The organism is Nocardia amikacinitolerans NBRC 108937, assembly GCF_001612615.1.
Taxonomy (GTDB): Bacteria; Actinomycetota; Actinomycetes; order Mycobacteriales; family Mycobacteriaceae; genus Nocardia; species Nocardia amikacinitolerans.
The window spans coordinates 80,963-99,682 of record NZ_BDAU01000009.1; the positions used below are offsets into that span (position 1 = coordinate 80,963).

The window sequence follows — 18,720 nt, forward strand, 5'->3', positions numbered from 1 at the left end:
TGCTCAGCGCAGCATCCGCGGATACGGCAGGTCGGTGCTGGTGTTCTCCGACACCGCCAGCGGACTGCCGATCTGCGGGAACGCCCGCTGCGGGCAGGCGGGCCGCTCGCACACCTTGCATCCCGCGCCGATCGGCACCGCGGCGCCGGGATCGTCCAGGTGCAAGCCGGTCGAATACACCAGGCGGTCGGCGTATTCGATGTCGCAGCCGAGGCCGATGGCGAAATTCTTTGTCGCCGTGCCGAATCCGTGCGGCGCGATGAAGGCCGTCCGGGCGATCCACAGGTAGCGCCTGCCGTCGGGCATGGACGAGATCTGGGTGAGGATGCGGCCCGGATGGGCGAACGCCTCGTGCACCACCCACAGCGGGCAGCTGCCGCCGACACGGGAGAAGTGAAAAGCCGTGGCGGACTGGCGTTTCGAGATGTTGCCCGCGCGGTCGGTGCGGACGAGGAAGAACGGAACCCCGCGCTGACCCTGCCGTTGCAGCGTGCTCAGGCGGTGGCAGATGGTCTCGAAGCCGACCTCGAAACGCAGGCTCAGCAGGTCGATGTCGTAGCGCAGTTCCTCGGCCGAGCGCAGGAACCGCCCGTAGGGCAGGATCAGCGCGCCCGCGAAGTAGTTGGCCAGACCTATTCGGGCCAGCGCGCGGGATTCACCGGTCAGCGAGGGGGTTTCGCTGAGCACCGCGTCGAGCTCGGCGCCGAAGAGCAGGAAGCCGAGGGTCGTCGCGATCTGGAAGGCCCGCTGGCCGGGGCGCAGTCTGCGGGCCAGGGTCAGGGTTCGGCTCTCGGGGTCGTAGTGGCGCTTCGGGATCGAGGGGTCGGCGCCGTCGCCGCGCACCAGAACGGTCACGCCCGCCCGCTCCTCGGCGATCCTGGCGAGCTGGCGGTCCAGCGAACCGATCGTCAGGCCGCACTCCTCGAAGAGCTGTTCGGCGAGGTGGTCCAGGTGCGGGATGTGGTTGTGGTGGTCGTAGAAGAAGTCGCGGACGTCCTCGTAGGGCATCGGGACGCCGGGTCCGCCGGTGGGCGCGGCCACCCGGGAGGACAGGAGATCGAGTTGGTCGGTGGCGGCGCGCAACCGCCGGTGCATCGCGACCAGGATCCGAGCCACCTCCGGCTGGCGGGTGGCCAGCTCCTCGACTTCCGTCAGCGGGGCGCTGTCGCCGCCCGCGGCGTCGACGAGCACCTCGTGTAGGTCGGAGACCAGACGCGCGTCGGAGTCGGCGGCGAAGAACTGCACGTCCAGGTCGAAGGTGGAGTTGAGCTTCAACAGCACCGGAATGGTGAGCGGTCGCTGGTCGCGTTCCAGCTGGTTGAGATAACTGGGCGAGAGATCGAGGGATTTCGCCAGTGCCGCCTGCGTCATCCGCCGTTCCTCGCGCAATCGCCGCAGCCGGGCGCCCGCATACATCTTGCGCACGGGCGAATCCTAGCGGCTTCGCCTTCGCAAACATCGCAGAATCGGTAGTTCTCGCCCACAAAAATCGGCATATGCAAGGGGTTCTTGCTTCGGCATTCGCTGCGTAGCGTGCGAAGAGAGGCCCTTGGGCCGGTAGCCGTCCAGAACCCGGAGGATGCATGAAGACCCATATAGTACGCGCTCGCGCCGCCGACGAGGCGTTTCCGCGCGGCGAACATCTCGCCGCGAAAATCGCGGAGGTCGCCGCCGATCCGGTCGAGGTGACCGACGAGGTCGCCGAGATGATCGTGAACCGGATCATCGACAACGCGGCCGTCGCCGCGGCGTCGGTGCTGCGCCGTCCGGTGACCAGCGCTCGTATCCAGGCGACGGCCCAGCCGTACCGGCCGCGTGAGGGGCGGTCGGGCGGCACGGTGTTCGGCCTGTCGACGCAGACCAGGGTCTCGCCGGAGTGGGCCGCGTGGGCCAACGGGGTCGCGGTGCGCGAGCTGGACTTCCACGACACGTTCCTCGCCGCGGAGTACTCGCACCCCGGCGACAACATCCCGCCGATCCTCGCCGTCGCCCAGCACACCGGCCGCACCGGCGCAGAGCTGATCCGCGGCCTGGCCACCGGTTACGAGATCCAGATCGACCTGGTGCGCGGAATCTGCCTGCACGAGCACAAGATCGACCACGTCGCCCATCTCGGCCCTTCGGCCGCCGCGGGCATCGGCACGCTGCTCGGCTTGGACACCGAGACCATCTACCAGGCCATCGGCCAGGCGCTGCACACCACCACCGCGACCAGGCAGTCGCGCAAGGGCGAGATCTCCAGCTGGAAGGCCTACGCGCCGGCGTTCGCGGGCAAGATGGCGGTCGAGGCGGTGGACAGGGCGATGCGCGGCGAAGGCGCGCCCGCGCCGATCTGGGAGGGCGCCGACGGCGTCATCGCGTGGCTGCTCGGCGGAACGGACGTCGAATACCAGGTGTCGCTGCCCGCGCCCGGCGAGGCGAAGCGAGCCATTCTGGACAGCTACACCAAGGAGCACTCGGCCGAGTACCAGAGCCAGGCCCCGATCGACCTGGCCCGCCGGATGCGCTCGCGCATCGGCGATCTCGACCAGATCGCGTCCATCGTGCTGCACACCAGCCACCACACCCACGTGGTGATCGGCACCGGCTCCGGCGATCCGCAGAAGTTCGACCCGCACGCGAGCCGGGAGACCCTGGACCACTCCGTTCCCTATATCTTCGCGGTGGCGCTGCAGGATGGCGGCTGGCACCACGAGCGCTCCTACACGCCCGAGCGCGCGCAGCGGCCGGACACCGTCGAGCTGTGGCACAAGATCTCCACGGTCGAGGACCCCGAGTGGACCCGCCGCTACCACTCGACCGACCCGAACGAGAAGGCGTTCGGCGCGCGTGCGGTGGTGACGTTGAAGAGCGGCGAGACCATCGTCGACGAACTGGCCGTGGCCGACGCGCACCCGCTCGGCGCGCGTCCGTTCGCCCGCGCCCAGTACATCGAGAAGTTTCGGACGCTGGCCGACGGGGTAGTAGATCCTGCGGAGCAGGACCGTTTCCTCGACGCGGCGCAGCGCACCGCGAAACTCGGTGCGAGCGAACTCGATCAGCTGACGTTCACCGTGGCGCCCGAGGTCCTCGGCCGGGCACCGGAGGTTCGTGAGGGGATCTTCTGATGCCCGACCAACTCCGTTCCGGCCTGATGGCCGCCGCCACCACCGCCGCCGACAAGCGGGCGGCCTTTCGTGCCGGACTGAACTCCGGTCGCATCCAGCGCTTGCCCGGGGCGTTCAATCCGCTGGTGGCCACGCTGATCCAGCAACTGGGCTTCGAGGGCGTGTACGTCTCCGGTGCGGTGGTGTCGGCCGAATTGGCGCTGCCCGACATCGGTTTGACCACGCTGACCGAGGTCGTCGAGCGCGGTCGCCAGATCGCCAGAATGACCGACCTGCCCGTGCTCATCGACGCCGACACCGGTTTCGGCGAGCCGATGAACGCCGCGCGCACGGTGACCATGCTCGAGGACGCGGGCCTCGCGGGCTGCCACATCGAGGACCAGGTGAATCCCAAGCGCTGCGGTCACCTCGACGGCAAAGCCGTTGTGCCGGTAAACGATATGGTGCGCAGGCTGCGCGCCGCCGTCTCGGCGCGGCGCGATCCCGGCTTCGTGATCTGCGCACGGACCGACGCGCGCGGCACCGAGGGTTTGGACGCGGCCATCGATCGCGCCAAGGCCTATGCCGACGCGGGGGCGGACCTGATCTTCACCGAAGCGCTCGCCGACGCGGCCGAGTTCGCGAAGTTCCGTGCCGCCGTTGATGTTCCGCTGCTGGCCAACATGACCGAGTTCGGCAAGTCCGAACTGCTCTCGGCGGGGACGCTGGAGGATCTCGGCTTCAACGCGGTGATCTACCCGGTGACCGCATTGCGGCTGGCGATGCACGCGGTGGAGCAGGGATTGACCGAGATCGCCTCGACCGGAACGCAATCCGGGCTGCTCGACCGCATGCAGCACCGCGCCCGGCTCTACGAGTTGCTGGAATACCAGCGCTACAACGACTTCGACTCCGGAATATTCACCTTCACGCTGAGCGAGTGAACCATGACCGAGATCAGAAAGGGCCTGGCCGGAGTGGTGGTCGATACCACCGCCATCTCCAAGGTCGTGCCCGAGACCAATTCGCTGACCTACCGCGGTTACGCGGTCCAGGATCTGGCCGCGCACTGTAGTTTCGAGGAGGTCGCCTACCTGCTGTGGTACGGCGAGCTTCCCGACGTCGCCCAGCTCGAACTGCTGTGCCAGCGGGAGCGCGCGCAGCGGCGGATCGACCGGTCGATCCTGTCGCTGATCGAGAAGATGCCCGACAGCTGCCACCCGATGGACGTCGTCCGCACGGTGGTGAGCTACCTCGGCGCGGAGGACGCGGGCATAGACCCGGACGGCGTCGCTGCACCAAAAGACTTGCTGGCCAGGGCATTACGGTTGACAGCCGTGCTGCCGACGGTGGTCGCCGCCGACATGCGCCGCCGCCGCGGCCTCGATCCCATCGCGCCGCACTCGCACCTGGGTTTCGCGGAGAACTTCCTGAACATGTGCTTCGGCGAGGTGCCGGACCAGCGGATCGTCCGCGCCTTCGAGGCGTCGCTGATCCTCTACGCCGAGCACAGCTTCAACGCCTCCACCTTCGCCGCCCGCGTCGTCACCTCCACCCGCTCCGACCTCTACAGCGCGGTCACCGCCGCCATCGGCGCACTCAAGGGGCCGTTGCACGGCGGAGCCAACGAAGCCGTGATGCACATGATGCTGGAGATCGGCGAGCCGGAGCGCGCGGCGGACTGGTTGCGCGCTAAGCTTGCCGCCAAACACAAGGTGATGGGCTTCGGCCACCGCGTCTACAAGAACGGCGACTCCCGCGTCCCCACCATGAAGGCGGCGCTGGACGAGGTGGCCGCGGTGACGGGCGGCGCGCGCTGGCTGCGAATGTACGACGAGCTGGAACGAACCATGGTCGAAGCCACCGGCATTCGCCCGAACCTCGACTTCCCGGCCGGACCCGCGTACTACCTGATGGGTTTCGACATCGAAATGTTCACCCCCATCTTCGTGCTCAGCCGCATCACCGGCTGGACCGCCCACATCGCCGAACAGTCGGCGGCCAACGCGCTCATCCGACCGCTGTCGGAGTACACCGGGGTGCCCCAACGCGAGCTGCTCGCCGCGGGGTCAGCGCGCCGCTAGGCCGAGGCGCATGGCCGCGGCTGGCTGCGGCGGTGGTGCGCCATGTCCGCCGCCCCCGGGCGGACTTCGCCCACCGCCCGGGGCCGGGCCGAGGCGGGAGGCACCTGCCACAAAGGTTTCGTACGCGCCACATAGGCACCGGCTATGTGGCGCGTGCAGAACGTGTGTGGGATCGCCTCGGTGCGGTCCGAGGGCACAGGGGGTCACCGACGGTCTTCCGGGTGGACAGAGCGGTGGTGCGCCGGGTGCGGCATGGCCGGGCGGGTTTGGCGGACGTACCCGCTGTTCAACCAAGCAGTTGTTTGGTTGAATCGGTTGATCGAGCCGATGACCCCGGTGCCAAGGAAGCGAGCGTTGCTATGACCGGTCCCGACGAACTCGTCCGCGCGATGTGTCAGAGCTGGTCGGATCCCGACCCCGATCGGATCGCTTCGTATTTCGCCGAAGACGCGGTGTACCACAACATTCCGATGGAGCCGATCGTCGGCCGTGCCGCCATTCGCGATTTCATCGCAGGCTTCCTCGCCACCTTCGACGCCATCGATTTCGACATCCACCATCAGGTGACCTCGGGCAACGTCGTCATGAACGAACGCACCGACACCTTGCGCGGCAACGGCCGCGACACCCCACTCCCCGTCATGGGCGTCTTCGAGGTCGACAACGGCGCCATCACCGCCTGGCGCGACTACTTCGACATGGCCGCCATCAACCGCGCCTTCGGCCTGCCCAACTGAGCGGAGCCGCCACCTCACACCGCCGGGAGCCGCGCCATCTCCGGCCTCGACTCGATCCAGGCTGAGCGGACTCGGTGGCGTTGTGAGCGACCCGGGTCGGCCATCGGCTGTGCCCTCGGCCTATCCGGTCGAAATCGAAGTTTGCCGAGAGGGAACCGAATGGTCACCGCGCGCGTCGAACAAAGACAGCAGGGGAGAACTGTTGATCGACGTGTGAGGAGGGGTGGCGCATGGAGCGGTCGAGGTGTGTGCCGTCGTGGCGGCAGGGGGTGAGTCCCAAGGCGCGTGAGCGTCGGGTGCGGCAGGAGGGGGAGGCTTGCGAGAGTTATACGCCGAGGAAGCGGCAGCAACAGAGGCGTCCGCCGGAGAACGACTGAGATCGCTTCTGGCGGAGTGGGATTCCACTTCGCGTGCGGCGGGGAGTTGGGATCGGTGTTCGAGGGAGGGCAACTGAGATCGCGTCGGCCGAAGCGGCGTCCGGCGTAGGGCGGTGGGATCGCGTCCGGTCGAGGGGTGATCGATGCGCAGCGGCCGGGCCGCGCGGGAAAGCGCGGCCCGGCCGGAGTTCTAGCGCACGGCCTTGGCCGCCGCGACCATGTTGCGCAGCGAGGCTTCCACCTCGACCGGGCCGCGGGTCTTCAGGCCGCAGTCCGGGTTGACCCAGAGCCGTTCGGCGGGAACGGCTTTCAGGGCGGCGCGGAGTGAGGTGGTGATCTCCTCGACGCTGGGGACGCGCGGGGAGTGGATGTCGTAGACACCCGGGCCGACGCCGAGGTCGAAGCCCGCGGCGTTGAGGTCGTCGAGCACCTCCATGCGGGAGCGGGCCGCCTCGATGGAGGTCACGTCGGCGTCCAGGCCTGCGATCGCGTCGATGACCTCACCGAACTCCGAGTAGCACAGGTGGGTGTGGATCTGGGTGGCGTCGGAGACGCCGGAGGTCGCCAGGCGGAACGCGCCCACCGACCAGTCCAGGTAGGCGGGCTGGTCGGCGGCGCGCAGCGGGAGCAGTTCGCGCAGCGCGGGTTCGTCGACCTGGATGATGCGGATGCCCGCGGACTGCAGATCCACGGTCTCGTCCCGGATCGCCAGCGCCACCTGGCGCGCCGAGTCGGCCAGCGGCTGGTCGTCGCGCACGAACGACCAGGCGAGGATGGTGACCGGGCCGGTCAGCATGCCCTTGACCGGCTTGTCGGTCAGCGACTGGGCGTAGGTGATCCAGTCGACGGTCATCGGCGTGCGCCGGGTGACGTCGCCGAACAGGATCGGCGGCCGCACGCAGCGGGTGCCGTAGGACTGCACCCAGCCGTTCTCGGTGGCCGCGAAACCGTCGAGCTGCTCGGCGAAGTACTGCACCATGTCGTTGCGCTCCGGCTCGCCGTGCACGAGCACGTCCAGGTCGAGCTTCTCCTGCAACGCGACGACGTCGGCGATCTCGGCGCGCATCCGGCGCACGTACTCGGCCTGGTCGATCTCGCCCTTGCGCAGCGCCGCCCTTGCCAGCCGGATCGCCGAGGTCTGCGGGTAGGAGCCGATCGTGGTGGTCGGCAGCGCGGGCAGATCGAGCCGCTGGGCTTGGAGCGCGCGGCGCTCGTCGGCGGGCGCGCGCCGGGTGGCGTCCGGGCCGAGCGAGTCGAGCCGCGCCCGAACCTGCGCGTCGGAGAGTCGCGGGTCGGCGGTGCGGGACTCCGCTGCCGCACGCGCGGCCCCGAGATCGTCCGCGATGGCCTCGGTGCCCTGCGCCAAAGCCGTTGCCAGCAGCCGCACTTCGGTCACCTTCTCGGCGCCGAAGGCCAGCCAGGAGCGCAGCTTCTCGTCCAGCCCGGTCTCGGGTTCCAGCGAGTACGGCACGTGCAGCAGCGAGCAGGAGCTCGACACCGCCACCGACGACGCGCTGCCGAGCAGCGTCCCGAGGGTGGACAGCGCGCGGTCGAGGTCGGTGCGCCACACATTGCGTCCGTCGACCACGCCCGCCACCAGCAGCTTGTCCGCCAGCGAGGGCAGCGAGGCCACCGCGGACAGGTCCAGCGGCGCGGTGAAGTCGAGCGCGATGCCCTCGACGGCGGTGCTCGCGAGCGCGGGAAGAGCGTCGCCCGGTGTGCCGAAGTAGGTGGCGACCAGGATCGCGGGCCGCTCGCTCGCCTCGGTGAGCTCGGCGTAGGTGCGCCGGACCAGCTCGATCTCGTCCGCTGTGAGATCGGTGACCAGCACCGGCTCATCGATCTGCACCCACGCCGCACCCGCGGCGGCGAGCTGACGCAGCAGGTCGCGGTAGAGCGGGACCAGCTCGCCGAGTCGATCCAGCGCCGCGCCGCCGGTGGCCTTGGCCAGCTTCAGGAAGGTGACCGGCCCGACCACCACCGGACGCGCGGGCACACCGAGCTCGATCGCCTCGCTCAATTCGGCGAGCAGCTTCTCCGGGTGCAGCGCGAACGTCGTCTCCGGGCCGATCTCGGGGACGAGGTAGTGGTAGTTGGTGTCGAACCACTTGGTCATCTCCAGCGGTTCGACGGTGTCGGTGCCGCGCGCGGCGGCGAAGTAGCGGTCGAGCGGATCGGCGATCCCGGCTACCCGCTCGGGCAGCGCGCCGAGCAGGACGGCGGTGTCGAGCACCTGGTCGTAGTAGGAGAAGGTGCCGACGGGGATCGAGTCCAGCCCGGCAGCCAGCAGCGCGGTCAGCTGGGTTCGCCGCAGGTCGCGGGCGACAGTGTGCAGCTGCTCGGCGTCGATGCGCCCGGCCCAGTACGACTCGGTGGCGCGCTTCAGCTCGCGCCGCGGCCCCACGCGCGGTAGCCCGAGAACCGTCGCGGTGAATGGTGCGTGTTCGGAAACAGTCACGGTGTGCTCCAGTGCTTTTCAGGTCGTGAACCATCGCCATGCGAGCGCGCGGCGACCAGCGAACGTCGCGGGCAACCGAAGACAGACGGAGCCCGGGAAGCACTGGTGGTCCGCGCGCCCAATCCACGAGGCGGTGGCCGCCGGATACGGCGTATCCGGCACAACTGGCAGGTCTTCGGACTCGCGGGCACCGGCTGGGGAGATTTCCCCTCGCCGACCTACTGACCGCCGCTTCCCAGGCCTTCGCCCAGTGCGTGATGACGGTGTTCGTTCCTGCTCACCGCTGCGGGACAGTCCCGGATTCCCACCGGGTTCCCTCTCGCCCGCCGCCGGCAAACCGGGAGCGGACTTCGACTCCGGCGCTCGACGTCGGGGCTCCATCTCGTCGGGCGCACTGGAGAACCAGCTGCGTTGTCCAGCATAAACGGACGGCGGAATATTCCGTGCGCACCCCTCGGCCTGCCCCGCACAGACCGGCGGGGCGGATGGTGAGATGTGACGCAGGGATGAACGCAACTTCGCAAGCCTGCTAGGTCTCGTTGTGAAGATTGCTGCGAAGGGGACTTCCATGTCGTCGCTGTATTCGGGGCCAGGTACCTTGGTTCAATGTTCTCGAAAGTCTTGGTTGCCAATCGTGGCGAGATCGCCATCCGCGCGTTCCGCGCCGCCTACGAACTCGGCATCGGGACCGTCGCCGTCTTCCCATACGAGGACCGCAACTCGGTCCACCGTTTGAAGGCGGCGGAGTCCTATCAGATCGGGGAGAAGGGCCACCCGGTCCGCGCCTACCTCTCCATCGAGGCGATCATCGACGCGGCCAAGTCCGCGGGCGCCGACGCGATCTACCCGGGCTACGGATTCCTCTCCGAGAATCCGGACCTGGCGGCGGCCTGCGCGCGCGAGGGCATCACCTTCATCGGCCCCTCGGCCGAAGTGCTCGAGCTGGCGGGCAACAAGGCGCGCGCCATCGAGGCCGCAAGGGCGGCAGGACTTCCGGTGCTGAAGTCCAGCGCGCCGTCGGCGGACGTGGACGAATTGCTCGCCGCCGCAAACGAACTCGAATATCCGATCTTCGTCAAGGCGGTGGCGGGCGGTGGCGGTCGCGGCATGCGCCGGGTCGCCGCGCCCGAGCAGCTGCGCGAATCGATCGAGGCCGCCTCGCGCGAGGCCGAATCCGCGTTCGGCGACCCGACCGTGTTCCTCGAACAGGCGGTGGTGAACCCGCGCCACATCGAGGTACAGATCCTGGCCGACCAGCACGGCAACGTCATGCACCTGTTCGAGCGCGACTGCTCGGTGCAGCGTCGCCACCAGAAGGTGATCGAGCTGGCGCCCGCGCCGAACCTGGATCCGGCGCTGCGCGAACGCATCTGCGCCGACGCGGTGGCCTTCGCCCGCCAGATCGGCTACAGCTGCGCGGGCACCGTGGAGTTCCTGCTCGACGAGCGCGGCAACCACGTCTTCATCGAGATGAACCCGCGCATCCAGGTCGAGCACACGGTGACCGAGGAGATCACCGATGTCGACCTCGTGCAGTCGCAGCTGCGCATCGCGGCGGGCGAGACCCTCGCCGACCTCGGCCTGAGCCAGGACTCCGTCGCCATTCGCGGCGCGGCGCTGCAGTGCCGCATCACCACCGAGGACCCGGCCAACGGATTCCGTCCCGACACCGGCCGCATCACCGCCTACCGCACCCCCGGCGGCGCGGGCATCCGCCTGGACGGCGGCGCCAACCTCGGCGCGGAGATCGGCGCCTACTTCGACTCCATGCTGGTGAAGCTGACCTGCCGCGGCCGCGACCTGCCCGCGGCGGCGGCCCGTGCCCGGCGCGCGCTCGCCGAATTCCGCATCCGCGGCGTCACCACCAACATCCCGTTCCTGCAGGCGGTGCTCGACGACCCCGACTTCAAGGCGGGCCGGGTCACCACCTCGTTCATCGACGAGCGCCCGCAGTTGCTGACGCTGCGCCAGTCCGCCGACCGCGGCACCAAGATCCTCGAGTACCTGGCCGACGTCACCGTCAACAAGCCGCACGGCGAGCGCCCGACCACGGTGTACCCGCACGACAAGCTGCCCGCCATCGACCTGAGCGTGCCGCCGCCGGACGGCTCGCGTCAGCGGCTGCTTCGCCTGGGCCCGGAGGGTTTCGCGCAGGCGCTGCGCGAGCAGAAGGCGGTCGGCGTCACCGACACCACCTTCCGTGACGCACACCAGTCGCTGCTCGCGACCCGCGTGCGGTCCAACGGCCTGTTGCAGGTCGCCGGGCACGTCGCGCGGATGACCCCCGAGCTGCTCTCGGTCGAATGCTGGGGCGGCGCGACCTACGACGTGGCGCTGCGCTTCCTCTACGAGGACCCGTGGGAGCGGCTCGCCGCGCTGCGCGAGGCGATCCCCAACATCTGCCTGCAGATGCTGCTGCGCGGACGCAACACCGTCGGCTACACCCCGTACCCGGAGCAGGTGACCAGGTCCTTCGTCTCCGAGGCGACGGCCACCGGCATCGACATCTTCCGCATCTTCGACGCGCTCAACAACGTCGACCAGATGCGCCCGGCCATCGACGCGGTGCGCGAAACCGGTACGGCCATCGCCGAAGTCGCGATGAGCTACACCGGCGATCTGTCGAACCCGAACGAGAACCTCTACACCCTCGACTACTACCTCAAGCTGGCCGAGCAGATCGTGGACGCGGGCGCGCACGTGCTCGCCATCAAGGACATGGCGGGCCTGCTACGCGCTCCGGCGGCCGCGACCCTGGTCACCGCGCTGCGCAGCAACTTCGACCTGCCGGTGCACGTGCACACCCACGACACACCGGGCGGTCAGCTGGCCACCTACCTGGCGGCCTGGCAGGCGGGCGCCGACGCGGTGGACGGCGCGAGCGCCGCGATGGCGGGCACCACCAGCCAGCCCGCGCTCTCGGCGATCGTCGCGGCCGCGGCCAACAGCGAGCACGACACCGGGCTGGATCTGCAGAGCGTGTGCGACCTGGAGCCGTACTGGGAGGCGCTGCGAAAGGTCTACGCGCCCTTCGAATCCGGGCTGCCCGCGCCGACCGGACGCGTCTACACCCACGAGATCCCCGGCGGTCAGCTGTCGAACCTGCGCCAGCAGGCCATCGCGCTCGGCCTCGGCGATCGGTTCGAGGAGGTCGAGGCCAAGTACGCGGCCGCCGACCGGCTGCTCGGCCGCCTGGTGAAGGTGACGCCGTCGTCGAAGGTCGTCGGCGATCTCGCGCTCGCGCTGGTCGGCACCGGCGTCGACATCGAGGACTTCGCCGCGGATCCCGGCCGCTACGACATCCCCGACTCGGTGATCGGCTTCCTGCGTGGCGAACTCGGCACCCCGGCGGGCGGCTGGCCCGAGCCGTTCCGCAGCAAGGCGCTCGCCGGACGCGGCGCGGCCAAGCCGGAGACCCCGCTTTCGGCCGCGGATCAGGCCGGGCTGGAAGGGGATTCGCTGGAGCGGCGCGCGACGCTGAACCGGTTGCTGTTCCCCGGCCCGACGGCGGAATTCCTCGCCCACCGCGAAAAGTACGGCGACACTTCGGGTCTGAGCGCCAACCAGTTCTTCTACGGACTGCGCCGCGGCGAGGAACACCGCGTGCAGCTGGAGAAGGGCGTCACCCTGCTGATCGGCCTGGAGGCCATCTCCGAGCCCGACGAGCGCGGCATGCGCACGGTGATGTGCATCATCAACGGCCAGCTGCGGCCGGTGTCGGTGCGCGACCGGTCCGTCGCCAGCGAGATCCCGGTGGCGGAGAAGGCGGACAAGACCAACCCCGGTCATCTCGCCGCGCCGTTCGCCGGTGTCGTCACCCTGGTCGTCGCCGAGGGCGACACCGTCGAGACCGGCGACACCATCGGCACCATCGAGGCCATGAAGATGGAGGCCGCCATCACCGCGCCGCGCGCGGGCACCGTCGCCCGCGTCGCGATCGGCAAGGTGCAGCAGGTCGAGGGCGGTGACCTGCTGGTCGAACTCGCCGTGCGCGAGTCCACCGCGGAATGACCCGGATCGTCGCCGGTGCGGCAGGCGGGCGGCGCCTCAGGGTGCCGCCCGCGGGCACCAGGCCGACCTCCGACCGGGTGCGCGAGGCGTTGTTCAGCGCGCTCGACGCCAGGATGGATCTGGACGGCGTCCGGGTGCTCGACCTGTACGCGGGCTCCGGCGCGCTCGGGCTGGAGGCGCTGTCCCGCGGCGCGTCCTACGCGCTGCTGGTGGAGTCGGATCGCAAGGCGGCAGCCGTCGTGCGCGGCAACATCGCCGACCTCGGCCTGCCCGGCGCGGAACTGCGCGTCGGGCCGGTCGCCGCGGTGCTCGCCCATGGCGGTGCTGGACAGTTCGATCTCGTGCTCTCCGACCCGCCCTACGACGTGGACACGGCGGCGGTGACCGCCGATCTGACCGCGCTGGCCGACAACGGCTGGCTGCACCCCGACGCACTGATCGTCGTCGAACGGTCCAGCCGTTCCCCCGAAATCGCTTGGCCCGCAGCCTTCGTCCCCGCCAAGCCGCGCCGCTACGGCGAAACCCGCCTGGAACTGGCCGACTACCGGCCGTGACCGGGTGGTAGCGTCGGCTCATGGCTGGAGCACTGTGTCCCGGTTCGTTCGATCCGGTCACCAACGGGCATCTCGACGTATTCGCCCGCGCGGCGGCGCAATTCGACGAGGTCGTGGTCACCGTCATGGTGAACCCGAAGAAGCAGGGCATGTTCACCGTGGAGGAGCGGATGGAGATGCTGCGCGAGGCGACGGCGCACCTGCCGAACCTGCGGGTCACCTCCTGGCAGGGCCTGCTGGTCGATTTCGCCAAGGAGCAGGGCATCACCGCCATCGTCAAGGGTCTGCGCGACGCCACCGACTTCGGCTACGAACTGCAAATGGCCCAGATGAACAAGAAGCTCTCCGGCGTCGACACGTTCTTCATCGCCACCAACCCGACCTTCAGCTTCCTGTCCAGCTCGCTGGTCAAGGAGGTGGCGACCTACGGCGGCGACGTCAGCGACATGCTCCCGCCGTCGGTGCACAAGCGGCTGCTCGACCGCCTCGCCGAACAGCGCGGCTGAGCCTCCCGACAAGAAAACCGCCCCGGTTCCGAATCAGGAACCGGGGCGGTTTCGTCTGTGGAAAGTCTCGCTCAGAACACCAGACCGCGCAGGGCCAGGAAGCGCATGCCGCCGACCGCGGCGGTGATGGCGAGGACGGCCGCCGCCTGGGCGGTGTCGCCCAGACCGGGCGCCCAGATCTCCAACCCGGCCAGCGCCGCGGTGGTAATACCGAGGCCGACCAGCGCGAGTCCGCCGCCCTCCCACTGCGCGGTGAACCAGCCGACCCGGCCCGCGGCGTGGAAGGTGAGCTGGCGGTGCAGCTCGTTGGCGATGATCGTGCTCACGACCGATCCGGCGATATTCGCCACGATCGGACCGATGCCGTGCATGGCGAAGAAGAGCAGGACGTAGGCGACATTGCTGGAACCGCCGACCAGTGCGAAACGCACGAGCTGGGCGAAGGCGCGATCACCGCGCAGGTACTGCAGCAGCTGCCCGAACCGGGCGACCGACACCGTGCGCACCGTGGGGTACGGGAAGGCCCACGGCGAGTAGATGCCGATCGGCACTCCTGCCGAGCGCGGTACTTCCAGAACCGTCATTGTTCTTCCGATCCAACCTGAGCCTTCGGTAGGAACAACCGCGGCGGGCGCCGCTTCCTTCCGTTGGCCTCCTGTGCTCCCACAGTCCGGGTTCGGGCCTGCGGTCCGCTTAAGAAGATCTTGTCGGGACCCTCTCCTGAAAAAATGTAGCACGAAGTGGAGGGTCTGCCTCCACTTGATTTTGTGGTGTGCGAGACACTGTCACGACACACCGGAAGAGGACTCGGCATCCGCCGTGATGAGGGGCACACTGGGCGTCGGCGGAGAGTTTCGCCTGAGTCAGCAGGAGAGCGGGGTAGTGAGCATGTATCGCGTATTCGAGGCACTCGACGAGCTGGTCGCCATCGTCGAAGAGGCGCGCGGCATCCCGCCGACTCGCAGCTGCATCGTGCCGCGCGGCGACGTGCTCGAACTGCTCGACGACGTGCGCGACGCGCTGCCCGGCGAACTCGACGACGCCCAGGACGTGCTCGACCACCGCGACAAGATCGTCTCGGACGCCCGCTCGGCCGCCGAGTTCACCGTGACCACCGCCAACGAACAGGCCGAGCAGACCATCGGTTCGGCCCGCGAGGAGGCCGATCGCATCCTCGCCGACGCCAAGGCGCACGCCGACCGCATGGTCGCCGAGGCCAGCGCGCACGCCGATCACCTGGTCACCACCGCGCAGGCAGAGGCGGATCGCATCGTGGCCGACGGCAACGCCGAGTACGAGGCGGTGACCGGCCGGGCGCGCGTCGAATCGGAGCGCATGATCGAGGCGGGCAAGGCGTCCTACGAGCGCTCGGTGGCCGAGGGCCTCGCCGAGCAGGAGCGCCTGGTGACCCAGACCGAGGTGGTGCGGGCCGCGCACGCCGAATCCGCGCGACTCATCGATGGCGCGCACGAGGAGGTCGACCGGATGCGCGACGAGTGCGACCACTACGTGGACTCGACGCTCGCGCAGTTCGAGGAAACCCTCAACAGCACCTTGCGCGTCGTCGGCCGCGGACGCCACCAGCTGCGTAGCGGCGCGGGCGCGCCCGATTACGCGGCGGAATTCCGCCGCTGACCCCGGCCGCGGCCCGTTGCCGCGCCGAAGCCGCCGCGGAGGACCCGCGCCGAACCGACTGCCCAGCGCCGTCGGCGTTTTGAGGTTCGACCGACACCTCGCGTATTGTTGAGTGGTTGCCCATTTCCCTTCGATCGTGAGTGAGTTCGTGATGCCCGCCCGTTCCGGTTCCGCATCGCGTCACCGTGCGGCCTCGCACCGCAAGGCGGACGCGGGTTTCGTGCTGGACACCCGCAGCCTGGGCCGCCGCCCCGGCACCATGCGGGAGCAGCAGCGCACGGTCACCACCGCCGCGCGAATCGGGTTGGACCTGATCCACATCCCGGAAGGGGCGGAGGTCGAGCTCGACCTGCAACTGCAGGCGGTGTCCGAGGGTGTGCTGGTCACCGGGACGGTCACCGCGCCGACGGCGGGGGAGTGCTCGCGCTGCCTCGAACCGTTCACCGACGAGGTCCGGCTGCATCTCACGGAGCTGTTCGCCTATCCCGACAGCACCACCGAGCAGACCACCGAGGACGACGAGGTCTACCGGATGGACGACGACTTCATCGACCTGGAACCGGTGATCGTCGACGCCATCGGCCTCGAGCTGCCGCTGCAGCCGCTGTGCACGCCGGACTGCGCCGGGCTGTGCCCGGAATGCGGCGTGCGGATGGCGATTGCGGGTTCCGATCATGGGCATGAGATACTTGACCCTCGCTGGGCCGGGCTGGCGAAGTTCGCCACCGAATCGCCCGGCAACGGCAGTCCCGACGCGGACGCCGACCCAGACCGATAAACGCAAGACCGTCAGCCGAACCGGCAGAGCAATTAGGACAGAGGAGAGTTAGTCGTGGCCGTTCCCAAGCGCCGGATGTCCCGTTCCAACACCAGGTCGCGGCGCAGCCAGTGGAAGGCCACCGCGCCGACCCTGATCACCTGCCCGAACCGCGCCTGCGGCGAGAAGACCCTGCCGCACATCGCGTGCCCGTCCTGCGGCACTTACAAGGGCCGCCAGGTCACCGCCGCCGTCTGACAGTTCGACCTGTCGTATCGACGTGACCGTCAGCAAGGACGAAGCCGGCTCGTCCGGTGAACACGCCAGTTTGCTCGAAGCCCTCGGCGTCGACGTACGACCGGATCTGCTACGCCTCGCGCTGACGCACCGGTCGTACGCCTACGAGAACGGCGGACTGCCGACCAACGAGCGCCTGGAATTCCTGGGCGACTCCGTCCTCGGCCTCAGCATCACCGAGCGGCTCTACCACGAGCACCCGGACAAGTCCGAGGGCGAACTGGCCAAGCTGCGGGCGAGCGTGGTGAACATGCACGCGCTCGCCGAGGTGGCGCGCGGGCTCGGCGAAGGCGGGCTCGGCGTGCACCTGCTGCTCGGCAAGGGCGAAGAGCTCACCGGCGGCCGGGACAAGCCGAGCATCCTCGCCGACGGCATGGAGTCGCTGCTCGGCGCGGTGCACCTGCAGCACGGCATCGACGTGGCCCGCGGCGTGGTGCTGCGGCTGTTCGCCGAACTGCTCGAGCGCGGACCCCGGATGGGCGCAGGCCTCGACTGGAAGACCAGCCTGCAGGAACTCACGGCGGAACGCGGTCTCGGCGTGCCAAGCTACGAGATCACCTCGACGGGGCCCGATCACGACAAGGAGTTCACCGCGACCACGGTGATCGGCGGCCGTGCCTACGGGCAGGGCATCGGCCGGTCCAAGAAGGAAGCGGAGCAGAAGGCCGCGGGCGCCGCCTACCAGGCGCTGACCGCCGAAGCCTGACGTGCCCGAACTCCCCGAGGTCGAGACCGTCCGCATCGGACTCGCCGAATTCGTCGTCGGCCGCACCATCGAATCGGTGACCGTCACGCACCCGAGATCGGTGCGCCGTCACCTCGAGGGCGCGGCCGATCTCGCGGCCCGCATGGCCGGGCAGCGGGTGGCCTCGGCCGAACGGCGCGGCAAGTACCTCTGGCTCACCTTCGACGACGGCGACGACGCGCTGGTCGTGCATCTCGGCATGAGCGGTCAGATGCTGGTGCAGCCGGCCGACGCGCCGCTGGAGAAGCACGCGCACATCCAGGCGACCTTGGACAACGGCACCCAGCTGCGTTTCGTCGACCAGCGCACCTTCGGCGGCTGGGCGCTCGCGCCGCTCGTCGAGGTGGACGGGACGTCGGTCCCCGAACCGGTCGCGCACATCGCCCGCGACCCGCTCGACCCGCGCTTCGATCGCGAGGCGGCGGTGGCGGCCATTCGCGCCAAACAGTCCGAGATCAAGCGGGTGCTGCTCGACCAGTCGGTGATCTCCGGCATCGGCAACATCTACGCCGACGAATCCCTCTGGCGCGCCCGCATCAACGGCAATCGCCTGGCCTCCGGCCTGACCCGGCCCGCGGTCCGCGCGCTGCTCGACGCGACCGTCGCCGTGATGGGCGAGGCGCTCGTCGCGGGCGGCACCTCGTTCGACGCGCTCTACGTGAACGTCAACGGAGAGTCCGGCTACTTCGAACGCGCGCTCACCGTCTACGGCAGGGCGGACGAGCCGTGCCTGCGCTGCGGCGCGCCCATCGTCCGCGAGCGTTTCATGAACCGTTCTTCCTATTACTGTCCGCGCTGCCAGCCGAAGCCGCGCCGTCGCTGAGCCGAGCGAGCTACCGTTTCCTCATGCGGTCCGGGACCCCCGCCCGGTCGCCTGGAGGAAGGACATATGCGCAAGCTCACCTACTATGTCGCGTCGACGATCGACGGGTTCATCGCCACCGAGGATGGGTCGGTCGACTTCTTCCCGGTCGGCGGCGACCACGGCCCGGCGATCACCGCGCAGTATCCCGAGACGCTGCCGACCAAGGTGCGCGAGTCTCGCGGCATCGACAAGCGCAATGCCAACTTCGACACGGTGCTGATGGGCCGCAAGACGCACGACTTCGGCGTGCGCACCGGCACCTCGAGCCCGTACGCGCACCTGCGGCAGTTCGTCGTCTCCACGACGCTGCCGGAGAGCCCGGACCCTGCCGTCGAGCTGATCTCGGACGATCCGCTGGGGCGGGTCCGAGAACTCAAGCGCGACAAGGGACTTGGCATTTGGCTTTGCGGTGGCGGCGAGCTGGCCCAGGTACTGCTTCCGGAGATCGATCAGATCTTTTTGAAGCTGTATCCGATCGTGCTCGGCCGCGGCCGCTCCCTGTTCGGCTCCGGGCCGCGGCTGCCGGATGCGGCCCGGTTCCGGGTGATCACCAGCCGTGTCTTCGAGGACGGGGTGGCATTCGTGAAGTACAGCCGGATTCGCTAGCC

The 18,720-nt window shown here is 69.2% G+C and carries 16 protein-coding genes and 1 riboswitch; of the genes, 13 read left to right on the forward strand and 3 right to left on the reverse strand.

The features are described 5' to 3' along the window. Positions 1–3 precede the first annotated feature (3 nt). Positions 4–1,425 carry a short-chain fatty acyl-CoA regulator family protein gene (locus NAM01S_RS08470; RefSeq protein ID WP_174554785.1) on the reverse strand — a complete coding sequence of 474 codons (1,422 nt, stop codon included), beginning with the start codon at positions 1,423–1,425 and terminating at the stop codon, positions 4–6. 158 nt (positions 1,426–1,583) lie between these two features. Between NAM01S_RS08470 and prpD the strand changes: the two genes are divergently transcribed. The 4 genes from prpD (at position 1,584) to NAM01S_RS08490 (ending at position 5,907) form a co-directional block, all read left to right on the forward strand. Continuing rightward, entirely contained in the window at positions 1,584–3,107 is a 1,524-nt protein-coding gene (gene prpD, locus NAM01S_RS08475) for a 2-methylcitrate dehydratase PrpD (RefSeq protein WP_067781998.1), read from the forward strand. Next, entirely contained in the window at positions 3,107–4,030 is a 924-nt protein-coding gene (prpB, locus tag NAM01S_RS08480; RefSeq protein WP_067782001.1) for a methylisocitrate lyase, read from the forward strand. The genes prpD and prpB overlap by 1 nt, the downstream gene beginning before the upstream one ends. A 3-nt stretch (positions 4,031–4,033) precedes the next feature. After that, on the forward strand, positions 4,034–5,170 hold the full coding sequence (locus NAM01S_RS08485) for a bifunctional 2-methylcitrate synthase/citrate synthase (RefSeq protein ID WP_067782005.1): 1,137 nt from the start codon (positions 4,034–4,036) through the stop codon (positions 5,168–5,170). A gap of 359 nt (positions 5,171–5,529) precedes the next feature. Continuing rightward, positions 5,530–5,907 (forward strand): nuclear transport factor 2 family protein, encoded by a 378-nt coding sequence (locus NAM01S_RS08490; protein ID WP_067782007.1) that lies wholly within the window; start codon positions 5,530–5,532, stop codon positions 5,905–5,907. Between the two features lie 567 nt (positions 5,908–6,474). Here NAM01S_RS08490 and metE read toward each other — a convergent pair. Continuing rightward, the gene (gene metE / locus NAM01S_RS08495; RefSeq protein ID WP_067782009.1) at positions 6,475–8,742 is read right to left on the reverse strand and encodes a 5-methyltetrahydropteroyltriglutamate--homocysteine S-methyltransferase; all 2,268 of its coding nucleotides are present in this window, start codon (positions 8,740–8,742) and stop codon (positions 6,475–6,477) included. Positions 8,743–8,891: 149 nt separating this feature from the next. Continuing rightward, positions 8,892–9,099: riboswitch (cobalamin riboswitch) on the reverse strand. A gap of 249 nt (positions 9,100–9,348) precedes the next feature. Between metE and NAM01S_RS08500 the strand changes: the two genes are divergently transcribed. Genes NAM01S_RS08500 through coaD form a run of 3 tightly spaced genes read left to right on the forward strand, consistent with a single transcriptional unit; the run spans position 9,349 to position 13,813 of the window. Further along, on the forward strand, positions 9,349–12,753 hold the full coding sequence (locus NAM01S_RS08500; RefSeq protein WP_067782012.1) for a pyruvate carboxylase: 3,405 nt from the start codon (positions 9,349–9,351) through the stop codon (positions 12,751–12,753). Continuing rightward, entirely contained in the window at positions 12,750–13,307 is a 558-nt protein-coding gene (gene rsmD / locus NAM01S_RS08505) for a 16S rRNA (guanine(966)-N(2))-methyltransferase RsmD (RefSeq protein ID WP_067782019.1), read from the forward strand. Before NAM01S_RS08500 ends, rsmD begins: the two co-directional genes overlap by 4 nt. A gap of 20 nt (positions 13,308–13,327) precedes the next feature. Further along, on the forward strand, positions 13,328–13,813 hold the full coding sequence (coaD, locus tag NAM01S_RS08510; RefSeq protein WP_067782022.1) for a pantetheine-phosphate adenylyltransferase: 486 nt from the start codon (positions 13,328–13,330) through the stop codon (positions 13,811–13,813). Between the two features lie 71 nt (positions 13,814–13,884). On the opposite strand, the gene NAM01S_RS08515 is transcribed toward coaD, so the two are convergent. Further along, complete coding sequence (locus NAM01S_RS08515; protein ID WP_067782026.1) at positions 13,885–14,397, reverse strand: GtrA family protein; 513 nt, start codon at positions 14,395–14,397, stop codon at positions 13,885–13,887. 304 nt (positions 14,398–14,701) lie between these two features. Between NAM01S_RS08515 and NAM01S_RS08520 the strand changes: the two genes are divergently transcribed. From NAM01S_RS08520 to NAM01S_RS08545, 6 genes are all read left to right on the forward strand, one after another. After that, positions 14,702–15,448, forward strand: a complete 747-nt coding sequence (locus NAM01S_RS08520; RefSeq protein WP_067782028.1) for a DivIVA domain-containing protein — start codon at positions 14,702–14,704, stop codon at positions 15,446–15,448. A 151-nt stretch (positions 15,449–15,599) separates the two neighbouring features. Continuing rightward, positions 15,600–16,226, forward strand: a complete 627-nt coding sequence (locus NAM01S_RS08525) for a YceD family protein (protein WP_067782035.1) — start codon at positions 15,600–15,602, stop codon at positions 16,224–16,226. Positions 16,227–16,280: 54 nt separating this feature from the next. Continuing rightward, a complete protein-coding gene (gene rpmF / locus NAM01S_RS08530; RefSeq protein ID WP_014987105.1) occupies positions 16,281–16,463 on the forward strand; it encodes a 50S ribosomal protein L32 in 183 nt (60 codons plus the stop codon). Between the two features lie 22 nt (positions 16,464–16,485). Beyond that, complete coding sequence (rnc, locus tag NAM01S_RS08535; protein ID WP_067782039.1) at positions 16,486–17,208, forward strand: ribonuclease III; 723 nt, start codon at positions 16,486–16,488, stop codon at positions 17,206–17,208. Between the two features lies 1 nt (position 17,209). Continuing rightward, positions 17,210–18,070, forward strand: coding sequence for a bifunctional DNA-formamidopyrimidine glycosylase/DNA-(apurinic or apyrimidinic site) lyase (gene mutM / locus NAM01S_RS08540; RefSeq protein ID WP_067782041.1), 861 nt, complete (start codon positions 17,210–17,212; stop codon positions 18,068–18,070). A gap of 66 nt (positions 18,071–18,136) precedes the next feature. Continuing rightward, entirely contained in the window at positions 18,137–18,718 is a 582-nt protein-coding gene (locus NAM01S_RS08545) for a dihydrofolate reductase family protein (protein WP_067782044.1), read from the forward strand. The last annotated feature ends 2 nt before the right edge of the window (positions 18,719–18,720 follow it).